At 67.9% G+C, this 12,135-nt stretch carries 12 protein-coding genes; 8 read left to right on the top strand and 4 right to left on the bottom strand.

Annotated features, from left to right (window positions below):
* The first annotated feature begins 36 nt into the window (after positions 1-36).
* Both GV792_RS18360 and GV792_RS18355 read left to right on the top strand, forming a co-directional pair.
* Positions 37-570 carry a DUF1353 domain-containing protein gene (locus GV792_RS18360; protein WP_163825361.1) on the top strand — a complete coding sequence of 178 codons (534 nt, stop codon included), beginning with the start codon at positions 37-39 and terminating at the stop codon, positions 568-570.
* Positions 571-789: 219 nt separating this feature from the next.
* Entirely contained in the window at positions 790-981 is a 192-nt protein-coding gene (locus tag GV792_RS18355) for a hypothetical protein (protein WP_163825360.1), read from the top strand.
* A 114-nt stretch (positions 982-1,095) separates the two neighbouring features.
* Here GV792_RS18355 and GV792_RS18350 read toward each other — a convergent pair whose 3' ends face one another.
* Positions 1,096-1,431 (bottom strand): cupin domain-containing protein, encoded by a 336-nt coding sequence (locus GV792_RS18350; protein WP_163825359.1) that lies wholly within the window; start codon positions 1,429-1,431, stop codon positions 1,096-1,098.
* Positions 1,432-1,502: 71 nt separating this feature from the next.
* On the opposite strand from GV792_RS18350, the gene GV792_RS18345 reads away from it, so the two are divergent.
* Entirely contained in the window at positions 1,503-2,438 is a 936-nt protein-coding gene (locus GV792_RS18345) for a GlxA family transcriptional regulator (protein ID WP_163825358.1), read from the top strand.
* 174 nt (positions 2,439-2,612) lie between these two features.
* Here the strand turns inward: GV792_RS18345 and GV792_RS30235 are convergent, their stop codons facing one another.
* A complete protein-coding gene (locus GV792_RS30235) occupies positions 2,613-3,653 on the bottom strand; it encodes a helix-turn-helix transcriptional regulator (protein WP_218581204.1) in 1,041 nt (346 codons plus the stop codon).
* 123 nt (positions 3,654-3,776) lie between these two features.
* Between GV792_RS30235 and GV792_RS18335 the strand changes: the two genes are divergently transcribed.
* Complete coding sequence (locus GV792_RS18335; protein ID WP_163825357.1) at positions 3,777-4,088, top strand: hypothetical protein; 312 nt, start codon at positions 3,777-3,779, stop codon at positions 4,086-4,088.
* A 161-nt stretch (positions 4,089-4,249) separates the two neighbouring features.
* On the opposite strand, the gene GV792_RS18330 is transcribed toward GV792_RS18335, so the two are convergent.
* Complete coding sequence (locus GV792_RS18330) at positions 4,250-5,008, bottom strand: NUDIX hydrolase (RefSeq protein ID WP_163825356.1); 759 nt, start codon at positions 5,006-5,008, stop codon at positions 4,250-4,252.
* A gap of 77 nt (positions 5,009-5,085) precedes the next feature.
* On the opposite strand from GV792_RS18330, the gene nadA reads away from it, so the two are divergent.
* From nadA to nadC, 3 genes are all read left to right on the top strand, one after another.
* On the top strand, positions 5,086-6,129 hold the full coding sequence (nadA, locus tag GV792_RS18325) for a quinolinate synthase NadA (protein WP_163825355.1): 1,044 nt from the start codon (positions 5,086-5,088) through the stop codon (positions 6,127-6,129).
* A 216-nt stretch (positions 6,130-6,345) separates the two neighbouring features.
* Positions 6,346-8,064, top strand: a complete 1,719-nt coding sequence (locus GV792_RS18320) for an L-aspartate oxidase (protein ID WP_163825354.1) — start codon at positions 6,346-6,348, stop codon at positions 8,062-8,064.
* 94 nt (positions 8,065-8,158) lie between these two features.
* Entirely contained in the window at positions 8,159-9,019 is an 861-nt protein-coding gene (gene nadC, locus GV792_RS18315; RefSeq protein ID WP_163825353.1) for a carboxylating nicotinate-nucleotide diphosphorylase, read from the top strand.
* A gap of 143 nt (positions 9,020-9,162) precedes the next feature.
* Here the strand turns inward: nadC and GV792_RS18310 are convergent, their stop codons facing one another.
* Positions 9,163-10,710, bottom strand: coding sequence for a long-chain-fatty-acid--CoA ligase (locus tag GV792_RS18310; protein ID WP_163825352.1), 1,548 nt, complete (start codon positions 10,708-10,710; stop codon positions 9,163-9,165).
* 186 nt (positions 10,711-10,896) lie between these two features.
* Between GV792_RS18310 and GV792_RS18305 the strand changes: the two genes are divergently transcribed.
* On the top strand, positions 10,897-12,081 hold the full coding sequence (locus GV792_RS18305) for a lipid-transfer protein (RefSeq protein WP_163825351.1): 1,185 nt from the start codon (positions 10,897-10,899) through the stop codon (positions 12,079-12,081).
* Positions 12,082-12,135: the final 54 nt, after the last annotated feature.

Raw genomic sequence — 12,135 nt, 5'->3', positions numbered from 1 at the left:
ATCAGTTCATACGCTGGACTTTCAGGGGAGTGAGCTATGCCGTTCGCGGATGGTGCGATCCTCGTCGAGGAGCTCGACGAGAAGTTCTGGCGGGTGGCGCAACCGCTGGAATACCGCGGTGCCACTGAACGATTCGTGGTGCCGGAAGGCTTTCGCACCGATTTCGCATCGGTGCCGCGACCGGTGGTGTGGCTGATCCCGCGCTACGGCGCCTATACCAAAGCCGCGATCCTGCACGATTATCTGCTCAGTTCCGGCGCGGTGAGTGTGGCCGACGCCGACGGCATCTTCCGGCGGACCCTGCGGGAACTCGGCGTATCGGTGCCGCGTCGCTGGATGATGTGGGCGGCTGTCCGTTTCGCCAACCGTCTGCGTGGGGCGACAGCGAGCGATATCGCGCTGTTCCTCGTCGTGGCCGTGCTGTCGATCCTGTTCCTCGCTGTACCGGTCCTCGTCGTGACCGTGTATCTGATCCTGTTCTGGTTCATCGAACTCATCGCCTGGGCGATCTTTCGTATGACCCGCCGTCGCCCCGAACCCGCGCCTGCCCCGGATATGAAGTCGGCCTGACAGGTACTGGCCGAACCGCCGGCGGTAGCGACGACGGTGCGTCCGGCATCTGCCGATCGCCACGCGATGGCCACGCCCGTGGTCGCCTGCCCGGCACCGTCTGATCCGCGTGACGCGAGTGGGAAAATCTGTGGCTCACCGGGCCCATCTCGACCTACGGTTGCACGGCATTCATCGGAGCGCGACAGCGTTCCCTGATCACCGAGAGGAGGTGACGATATGCGAAGCGGAACGCATCTGGCGGCAGATGATCCGGCAGCGTACGGCGAGGCGCAGGTACCCGCCGAACGCCCCGACCTCACCGCCTGGCGCAAACGCCACGCGCTGCGCAGTTCCAATGCCGCCCAGCCCCTTCCGAACAAGCGCCGCTACCGACGCGAACGCAGGCATGCGACAGCGGACTACCGCTGATACCCCGGCGCAGCGGGGGCCGCAATGTGCAGATCAGCCGGCGCTGCCCGCCGTGTCGATCCAGCGACGATCGGGCGGAGGCGTAGCGCGCCGGCGATCCCTGTCGGGTGCCATCTACCCCTCCGGATAGAACACGAACAGCGTGCAGCCGGTCGTGGTGGCGGGCACATGCCAGGAACCGGCCGGCGCGTGCAGGAATGTCCCGGCCGGGTAGTCACGTGCGCCGTCGTTGAACGTGCCGGTGACCACATACACTTCCTCCGGTCCCGGCTCGTGGACGTCGCGCTGCGGCCACGATGTGCCCGGGTCCATTTCCAGCACATTGGCGTGCGCGCCTGTCGGTCCGGTCCAGAGCGGACGCACGCGGATTCCGGGAAACAGTTCGCGGACAGGCGATTCCGCTACGGATACGGACGTATAGCCCTCTTGGGCGAGGATCTCGGAGTACATACCTGCCACGGTGCCGGCGCCAGCACGGTGGCGACAGTGGCAACAAAGACACTATGAGGTATTTTCTTGCCATGCATCGCGTGGTTGCTCTGGTGCGGCCGGTGCAGTCGACATTCGAGCTCGGCTGCGCCGCGGAAGTGTTCGGCACCCCGCGCGCTGCGGTACCGCAGCATTACGAGTTCGAGGTGTGCACCGAAACGCCAGGACCGGTGCCTACGTCAGCCGGCTACTCGATGACGGTCACGCGGGGTCTTTCTGCGCTCGCGTCGGCGGATACCGTGATCATCCCGGGCTGGGCGCCGGTGGAGGCGCCGTTGTCCGATGGTGTGCGTCGTGCGCTGCTGCGGGCGCACGCGCGGGGTGCGCGACTGGTCACCATTTGCTCGGGGGTGTTCGCGCTGGCCCGGACGGGTCTGCTGGACGGTCGCTCGGCCACCACCCACTGGGCGCGCGCCGACCAGCTCCAGTCGGAGTTCCCGGACGTGCGCGTGGAGCCGGACGTGCTCTACGTCGACCACGACGACGTCGCCACGAGTGCCGGGGCGGGCGCCGGAATCGATCTGTGCCTGCACCTGGTGCGGCGCGACCACGGCGCCGCGCATGCGGCCCTCCTCGCGCGGCACATGGTGATGCCACCACACCGCGACGGCGGCCAGGCACAGTACGCGCCACCCGCGCCACCCGGGGAGGCCCTGAACGGGCTACTCGATTGGGCCGGCGAGCGCCTGGCGACACCACTGTCCGTCGGCGACCTGGCCGCCCACCTCAACATCTCGCCGCGCACTCTGGCTCGACGGTTCGAGGATCAGCTCGGCGCCAGCCCGGGCGCGTGGCTGCTGTCGCGTCGAGTGGCCGAGGCGCGGACTCTGCTGGAAGAGACAGATCTGCCGGTGGAGGCGATCGCGGTCCGAGTCGGCCTCAGCTCGGCAGTCAACCTGCGTCGCCGGTTCCGTGCTCAGGTGGGAACGACGCCCGGTGCCTACCGGCGGGCCTTCCGGGTTTCGTGAACTGCGTGAAGCCGGGGCCCTGCCTGCCGCACAGGCTTTCCGGCGTTCATCTGCCGCCCGCGCCGATCTCAGGTCGAGCTGTAAGGAGCGGGCGAAGGTGCCGAGCCGGATCCTGTCACCGCGAACGCAGCAGCGGCGTCAGTTCGCCCGGCACCGGCCGCGCCCGCGCACCGCTCAGCCCTGTGCGCGCGCGAGGAGCTCGCGGCGGCTATGGGTGCCGGTCTTGGCGAAGATCGACTTGAGATGGTCTTGGACGGTGTGCTCGGACAGGTGCAGTGCCGACGCTGCTTCGCGCGTGGCGATGCCGGTGGAAAGTATTGTGATCAGCTCGCTTTCGCGTGCGCTCAGCGTCGAGGCCCGGCAGAATATGTCGAGGCGTTCGGCCGGTGTCGCGCGTTCGATCGTCACTGCGATGTCGGCGTCGGGTGGGGCGCCGATTCGATCCGCGCGCAATGTCACCCACTCGCGGCCGGTCAGGTGCACGCGCGTTCTGGCGGGGTGGTCGTCCACGCCGAGCTCCTGCGCAAGCAGCTGAGCGGCCACGTTGTAGGCCGATGCGGGGACCGGTGAACGTGCGGGCGGGGGTGGCAGTAATACACTGAGATAGTCGTGGGTTTGCGGGGTTTGCGCGCGCATGCGGAGATCAGGGCCCAGGAGTAGCACCAGCGGATTGCGTTCGGTGGATGCGGCGTGTTCCTCGGCGAAGGTGGCGGCCTGGGTGCGACGCAGCGCGGCGGTCACCGGTGCGACGATCTCAGCGAGCAGGTCCGCCTCTGCGAGCGTGAACGGCGTGGCGGGCGCACACCGCCACAGGTCGAGAAATCCCCAGCAGCCATAGCGATCTCGGAACACTACCGAGGCGATATCGGTGACGTCGTGCGCCGCGAGCGCTTCGCGCCACATCGGGCTCTGCTCGAGATGTCCCGCGGTAGCGATACTCAACAGCCCCACATCGTCGAGTCCGGTCCACCGATTCACCGCCGTCGCGTACTTCAGCCGGATCAATCGCGGCAGCTCGTCGATCGCGGGGACCTCGGCGAGCGGATCGCATCCGACGCAGGTCACCGGATCGGTGAGGACGAAAGCGAAGTAGTCGAAATCCAGCGTTCGGGCCAGCCGATCCAGCACCGCCCGTCGCAGTGTCCGCGACTCACCGCCCGCCGCGCACAGGCGGGCGATATCGGCGCGTATACGCCGCGTGGCCGAGGTGTCCACCCTGCGAAGCGTACTAGCCGAATTCCCCGGATTTCTGGGATACCGCGCACGCCGGCGTCCGCAGAGTATGGGGTGACCAGCAGGTTCGTCAGCGACCCGCGATTACCTACCGGAGGTAGCGCCATGATCACCCTGGCAATCGAGCACGACATCACCGACTACGCGGTCTGGAAACAGGCCTTCGACCGTTTCGCCTCCGCCCGCCACTCCGCGGGAGTCCGCGCGCACCGCATCCGCCGCCCGATCGGCGTCGCCGATCACGTCCACGTCGAACTCGATTTCGACACCGCCGAGCAGGCGCAGGGGTTCCTGGACTTCCTCACCACGGCGATCTGGTCCACCCCGGCGAATGCCCCGGCCTTGCGTGGTGCGCCGCAGACCAGGCTCCTGGACGTCATGGAGCAGTCGGCAGTCACCGACGCCGCGCTCGCCTAGTCCCAACCCTCGCCCGGCCAGTGGGGCGCCCGGCGTGCGGGCGCACTTCTCGGCGGCCGACAGTGCGAAACGCGTACTCGCCCCAAGCTGTGGGTCCCGGCCTCTCCATGGGGTGTGCGCGCGTTTGCCACAGCAGTGGCGATGGCCCGACGTCGGCAGGCTCAGGTTGGTGGGCGGAGGGCGGCGAACTCGTCGGTGACGCGGAGTTCGTTGTCCGTGAAGCGGTACACCGCGGCGGGGCGACCGCCCGCCCGGCCGGGGGCGGCGGTGTCGCCGGTGGGGGTGATCACCTTGCGGCGACTGAGAACTCGCTGCAAATTGGTGGTGTCGACGTCGTAACCAAGTGCCACGCAATAGATTTCGCGCAGCGTCGACATGGTGAAGGTAGCGGGGGCAAGGGCGAAGGCGATATTGGTGTAGGAGAGTTTGGCGGCCAAGCGGGTTCGGGCGTGGTCGACCACGACGCCGTGGTCGAACGACATGTTCGGCAGTGCGGTCACCGGGTGCCATGCGGTGTCCGAGGGCAGCTGCGGGTCGGCCGTCAGGGGGACAAGGCCCAGGTAGGCCGAGGCGATGCGGCGCGGCGCCGGCACGCGATCAGGTGCGCTGAATACCGACAGCTGCTCGAGGTGGGTCAGCTCCTGGACGTCGACCTTCTCGGCCAGCTGCCTGCGTGCGGAGATATCGAGGTCCTCGTCGTCGCGCAAGCGCCCGCCGGGTAGCGACCAGGTGCCCGCTTGTGGGTCGAGCGCCCGCTGCCACAGCAACACAGCCAATTCGGTCCGTTGACCAGGAGGGCAGCGCCGATTCAGCTCGCCGGCGCCCTCGTCACCGCTGTGACCTGCGGCGATGGTGGCAGGGAAGCGGCGAACCTGGAACACCGCGGTGAGTGATTCGTGGATGGTGTTACTATGGGGCACGTTTTCGATCATAAGTCGAAAACCTGGTTTGGTGCGAATCGGCGATAGGGCCGGGTCGCACGAAGGAAGGAGCCATCATGACGATGATGGGAACTGATCTCGCCCCCGCACTGCTGGAGCGGGTCACCGACACCCCGTTGGGGTTCGCCGGGGTCGAGGCGACACCGGAGTGGGCGAGCGAGGTCAAACGCCTGGCCAGGATGCGCAACGCGACGATCCTCGCGCACAACTACCAGCTGCCCGAGATCCAGGACGTGGCCGACCACGTCGGTGACTCGCTGGCGCTGTCCCGGATCGCGGCCGAGGCGCCCGAGGACACCATCGTCTTCTGCGGTGTGCACTTCATGGCCGAGACCGCCAAGATCCTCAGCCCGGACAAGACCGTCCTCATCCCGGATCAGCGTGCCGGCTGCTCGCTCGCCGATTCCATCACCGCCGACGAATTGCGCGAGTGGAAGGCCGAGCACCCGGACGCCGTCGTGGTGTCGTACGTGAACACCACCGCGGCGGTGAAGGCCCTCACCGACATCTGCTGCACCTCCTCCAACGCCGTCGACGTGGTCGCCTCGATCGACCCCGACCGTGAGGTGCTGTTCCTGCCGGACCAGTTCCTCGGCGCGCACGTCAAGCGCGTCACCGGTCGCGAGAATATGCACATCTGGGCGGGTGAATGCCATGTGCACGCGGGCATCAACGGTGACGAACTGCAGGAGCAGGCGCGCACCCACCCCGACGCCGAGTTGTTCGTGCACCCCGAATGCGGCTGCGCCACCTCCGCGCTGTACCTGGCGGGCGAAGGCTCGTTCCCGGCCGACCGGGTGCACATCCTGTCCACCGGCGGCATGATCGACGCGGCCAAGGCCGCCAAGTCGAGCCAGGTTCTGGTGGCCACCGAGGTCGGCATGCTGCACCAGCTGCGTAAAGCCGCGCCCGGCATCGACTTCCAAGCCGTCAACGACCGCGCTGCCTGCAAGTACATGAAGATGATCACCCCGGCCGCCCTGCTGCGCAGCCTCGCCGAGAACAGCGACGAAGTCCACGTCGACCCGGAAACTGCCGCCCTGGCCCGCAATTCGGTCCAGCGCATGATCGAGATCGGCAACCCCGGCGGCGGGGAGTGAACCGTCCCCGGCCTGGCACCGGGCTGCCCGGTCATCTCCGGCGATCAGCGAATACGTGATGGTCGGCGTCACGATGGCCTCGGCAGTCGATCATCTGGGCCGTGCGGCGACCGTCCCCGCAGGCTCGGCATCGCGTCAGGGTACCGACTTCGACGACCGCGCGTGCGGCTTCGGCCGTGGCCTGGTGGGCACCAACCGCGGAAGCGGGGAGAAAGCATGAACGCGATGGGTTTCGACTGGACCGAGGACGCCGATTTCGTCGTCATCGGTGGTGGGGTCGCAGGGTTGACCGCCGCCCGGACCGCATCGCAGCGTGGTCTGCGGGTGCTGGTCCTCAGCAAGGGTGGGCCGACCGATACGTCGACGCAGTACGCACAGGGCGGCATCGCGGTGGTTGCGACGCATGGCGATTCGGTCGAATCGCATGTGCGTGACACGGTCGAGGCCGGGGGCGGGCTCTGCGATGTCGCGGCAGTCGAATCGATCGTCGCGGGCGGGCGGGACGCGGTGGCCGCGCTGACGGATCTGGGCGCTGTGTTCGATCTCGGCCGCGACGGCCAGATCTCCCGGACCCGCGAGGGCGGGCACAGCACCCGGCGGATCATCCACGCCGGTGGGGATGCCACCGGTGCGGAGGTGCAGCGGGCGTTGAACGCGGCCGGGCTGCCGGTGCTGTTCCGCACCGCCGCTCTGCGCGTGGTCACCGGGAAACGTGGGGTTCGCGGAGTGATCGCGGTGTCCGAGCGGGGGATCGGCGCGGTGCACGCCCCTGCGGTCTTGCTGGCCACCGGCGGGCTCGGGCAGTTGTACGCACTGAGCACCAACCCACCCGGCGCCACCGCCGACGGCATCGCGCTCGCGCTGTGGGCCGGTGCCGAGGTGGCCGATCTGGAGTTCGTGCAGTTCCATCCCACGGTCCTGCACACACCGGGCGGGCTGGGACGTCGTCCGCTGATCAGCGAAGCGGTCCGTGGTGAGGGCGCGGTGCTGGTGGATTCGCGCGGCGAGTCGGTGACCGCCGGTGTGCATCCGCGCGGTGACCTCGCGCCACGCGATGTGGTCTCGCGCGCCATTGCCGACCGCATGCGTCTGCTCGGCGAGGACCACGTCTACCTGGATGCCCGCGCCGTCGACGAGTTCACCAGGCGCTTCCCGACAATTACCGCCTCTTGCCTCGCCGTCGGCATCGACCCACGCACCGACCTCATTCCGGTTGCTCCCGCCGCCCACTATCAGTGCGGCGGTGTCGTGACCGACACCTGCGGCCGCACGTCGGTGCCGGGCCTCTACGCTGCGGGCGAGGTAGCGCGTACCGGCCTGCACGGTGCCAATCGCCTCGCTTCCAACAGCCTGCTCGAGGGTTTGGTCGTGGGTGAACGCGCGGGCGCGGCGGCGGTAGTCCGTCTCGGCGAACCGACCGACTTCGCGCCGGAGGGACAGCTTGCCCGCCCGGCGGCGCCGCGAGAGCTCGTGCAGCAGCTGATGACACATCACGCCGCGGTTGTCCGCGAAGCCGCCGGTCTGACCGCCGCCAACGATGCGCTCGCGAAGGCGGAGGCAGCTGGACAGGACGCCGAGCCGGCGGTAGCTGGTGCGCTGCGACAGGTTGGGAATTTGCCTGCGCATGGTGGTGGACGCGACATACCTGACACGATCGCGGCGGAAGGTGCGCAGGGGCCTCTCACCGAAATCCGGGAGGGCAGCCCGACCGAACGGCTGGCCGAGCGCATCGCCGCATTCGAAGACGCGGCCCTCACCGTGACCGCCCGCGCGCTGCTGCTCGCGGCAACGGCGCGCGAGGAGAGCCGCGGCTGCCACACCCGCTCGGATCACCCCGCGCCGGTGGACGCCGCCCGCCACAGCCTCGCAATACGCCTGGCCCCCGACGGCACCCCGCACCTCACGCCGTTGACGGTGCCCGTCCCGACCGGATGACCCGCCGAATGGCACCTGGCTGCGACAAAACGCGAGAAGACCTCTCGACCAGGTGCGACTCGCCGACCGAAGACATGAGAGTAGGGAGTTTGTGATGGGTGTGGATGCGGGGCTGGCGCGTGAGGAAGTGCTCGCGCTGATTCGGACCGCCTTGGATGAGGACCTGCGGTACGGCCCGGACGTGACCACGATGGCGACCGTGCCCGAGGACGCGGTGGTGAAGGCGTCAGTGGTGTCGCGACAGCACGGGACGGTGGTCGGGATCGACGTCGGGCTGCTGGTGCTGGACGAGGTCATCGGTGCGGGCAATTACGAGGTCTCCGAGCGGATCGCCGACGGAACGCGCGTCACGCCGGGGCAGTCGGTGCTGAGCGTGGTCGCACCCACGCGGGGGCTGCTCACCGCCGAACGCACCATGCTGAACCTGCTGTGCCACCTGTCCGGTATCGCCACCGCGACCGCCGCGTGGGTTGATGCGGTGGCGGGCACCGAATGCCGCATCCGTGACAGCCGCAAGACCTTGCCCGGCTTGCGTGGTCTCCAGAAGTACGCGGTCCGTGTCGGCGGCGGCGTCAACCACCGGATGGGTCTGGGCGACGCCGCCCTGATCAAGGACAACCACGTGGTCGCCGCCGGTTCGGTGGTCGAGGCGCTGCGCGCGGTCCGCGCACTCGCCCCGGATATCGAGTGCGAAGTGGAGGTCGACAGCCTCGACCAGCTCGACGCAGTCCTGGCCGAAGACGTCGAACTTGTCCTGCTGGACAACTTCCCGCTCTGGCAGACCCAGGCCGCGGTTCAGCGCCGCAACACGACATCGCCGGGGACGAAACTGGAATCGTCCGGCGGGCTCACCCTCGATGTCGCCGCCGACTACGCCCGGACAGGTGTCGACTATCTGGCCGTCGGCGCCCTCACCCATTCGGTCGCAGTGCTCGACCTCGGCCTGGATATGTAGGACGGTGTGGGCACCGCGCAACACGGCGCCCCGGCCGGTAGCCCCGGCTCAGGCCGGCCCGCGTCGTCGCCGATGCTGATGGGGCCAAGGGGACTCGAACACCGTACGCTCACCGGCGGCGTTCGGGCCGACTATGCCGCCCGTCAGTGGACGGCGGGTGCCGTTTCGTCCCAGAACTCCTTACGCAGTTCACGTTTGAGGATCTTGCCTGCCCCGGACATCGGCAGGGCGTCGGCGAAGGTCACGCTGCGCGGGATCTTGTAGTTGGCGATCAGCGCTTTGCAATGTTCCTGCACGTCCTGCGCGGTGAGCTCGGCACCCGGCTGTGCCACGATGACCGCGTGCACGCGCTCGCCCCACTGCTCGTCGGGTATCCCGATCACCGCGCAGGAGGCAACGGAAGGGTGTGCGGCCACTGCGTTTTCGACTTCAACGGAGTACACGTTCTCGCCGCCGGTGATGATCATGTCCTTGATCCGGTCGACGATGAACACATAGCCCTGCTCATCCATCCGGCCGCCGTCGCCGGTGTGCATCCATCCGTCGCGGATCGCATCGGCTGTCGCCTCTGGCTTGTTCCAGTAGCCGAGCATGACGTTGTCACCGCGCGCGACGACCTCGCCGACCTCGCCCCGTGGCACTTCGGCGCCGGTCTCGTCGACGACGCGGACCTCCACGTGCGGGGCCGCCCGGCCTGCCGATCGGCGAAGTTCCGGGCGCAGATGGTCGGCGGGGGAGAGCAGCGTCGCGATCGGCGACAGCTCGGTCATGCCGTAGGCCTGGGTGAAACCCGCATCCGGGAAGGTCGTCATGGCCCGTTCCAGTACGGCTTCCGAGATCGGTGAGGCGCCGTAGACCAGATGCCGCACACTGGTGAGGTCGTGGTCGGCCGCCGCGGGATCGTCGACCAGCATCTGGATCATGGTCGGCACCAGCAGCGCATCGGTGATCCGCTCCCTGGCGATGACGTCGAGCACCCCGGCCGGGGTGAAGCTCGGCACGAACACGTGGGTCGCGCCCGCCAGATTGCCGACCGTCCACAGCGCGAAGTCGGCGAGGTGGAACATCGGCGCCGCGTGCAGCAGGCGTCCACCGTGTGACAGCACGTCACCGGTGGACAGCGAGCCAAGGGCAGAGGTGACCAGGTTGTTGTGGCTGAGCATGACGCCCTTGGGGTGTCCGGTGGTGCCGCCGGTGTAGAAGATGCCGAGCAGGGTGTCGCCGCCGGTGCGGGTGTCGGGGATGGGTTCGTGGTCGGCGATCAGTTCTTCGTAGGCGATCGTGCCGGACGGTGCGTCGCCGTCGCCGATGAATATCACGGTGCGCAGCTGATCGAACGCCGCGCGGATCGGTGCGATCATCGGCGCGAAGGCGTCATCGACCAGCAGTACCGTGGTCTCCGAATCCTGTAGGGAATACACGATTTCAGTGACGCTCCAGCGGATGTTGACCGGGTTCGCGACCGCCCCCATCCACGGCACCGCCAAGTAGTACTCGTGGTAGCGATCGCTGTTCAACGCCAGGATTCCCACGCGTTCGCCCTGCTCGATGCCGAGTCCGCGCAGGGCGCCGGCCAATCGCGCCACCCGATCCGCCGATTCGGCGACGGTGCGCACCCGGTCGCCGCAGATCGTGGCGATGCCGTCGGGCCGCTGCTGTAGCGCGCGATGCAGGGATTGCGTGAGGTACATCGTGTCCTCCAGGAAGTGAATGAGCAGTCTGCGACCTAGGTCACACCCGGGAGTGTAAGTGAACAATAGGTAGGTGTAAATGGCCTCCTCTGGCCCATTTCGTGGTGCTCTATTGGTATTGACAATGGAGAGAGCAGTGGTGCAAACATGTAAGTGAACCACCGATAGTTGATCGGAGATGATGACATGGGAGTGAAGACTCTCGTCGCCGGTGTCGGGATGATTCCGTTCACCACACCGCGCACGTGCGAGACCTACGACGTGATGGGCGAACGGGCGGTGCGCGCGGCACTCGCCGACGCAGGCGTCGACTACACCACCATCCAGCAGGCCTATGCGGGCTACGTGTACGGGGATTCGACCTCCGGCCAGGCCGCCCTGTACCGGGTCGGTGTCACCGGTATCCCGGTGGTCAACGTCAACAACAACTGTTCGACCGGCTCGTCGGCGCTGTTTCTGGCCCGGCAGGCGATCGAGCACGGCGTCGCGGACGTGGTGCTCGCCGTCGGCTTCGAGCAGATGCAGCGCGGCGCGCTGACCATGTCCTACACCGACCGGCCGAGCCCGTTCGACACCTTCGGCATCGTCGTGGACGGGTTGCAGGGTGCCAGCGAGGCGCCCTTCGCGGCCCAGTACTTCGGCGGCGCAGGCCGTGAGTACGCGGAGAAGTACGGCATGGATCCGGCGGTATTCGCCCAGATCGCGGTGAAGGCGCGTCGGCATGCGGCGAACAATCCGTACGCGGTGTTCCGTGATCCGGTGACCGTCGAGGAAGTGCTGGCCGCACCGCAGATCTACGGTCCGCTCACCCGTTTGCAATGCTGCCCGCCGACCTGCGGAGCGGCTGCCGCCGTACTGGTGAGTGAAGACTACGCGCGTCAGCACGGCCTACGCGGCGATGTGGCGATCGCGGCGCAGGCCATGACCACCGATGGCGCCGCGACCTTCGACAGCGGTTCGATGATGAATATCGTTGGCGCCGATATGGCCCGCTCCGCCGCACAACAGGTGTACGAGCGCGCGGGAATCGGACCGGAGGATATCCGGGTTGTCGAATTGCACGACTGCTTCACCACCAACGAGCTGCTCACCTACGAGGCGCTCGGGCTCACCCCGGAGGGGACGGCCGAGAAGTTCATCGCCGACGGCGACAACACCTACGGGGGCCGGGTCGTCACCAATCCGTCGGGCGGGTTGCTGTCGAAGGGGCATCCGCTGGGCGCGACCGGACTTGCGCAGTGTGCCGAACTGGTGTGGCAGCTGCGGGGGCAGGCCGAGCAGCGTCAAGTCGACGGCGTGCAGGTCGCCTTGCAGCACAACATCGGGCTCGGTGGCGCCGCCGTCGTCACCCTCTACCAGAAGGTGGGCTGACACATGCCACTCGATCCTGCCGTCATCGCCGTCTGACACCACAAGGACATTCAT

The organism is Nocardia cyriacigeorgica, from assembly GCF_010868145.1.
Taxonomy (GTDB): Bacteria; Actinomycetota; Actinomycetes; order Mycobacteriales; family Mycobacteriaceae; genus Nocardia; species Nocardia cyriacigeorgica_D.
Note: the sequence above shows the minus strand (reverse complement) of the source record. Positions and strands in the feature narration are given on the sequence as shown.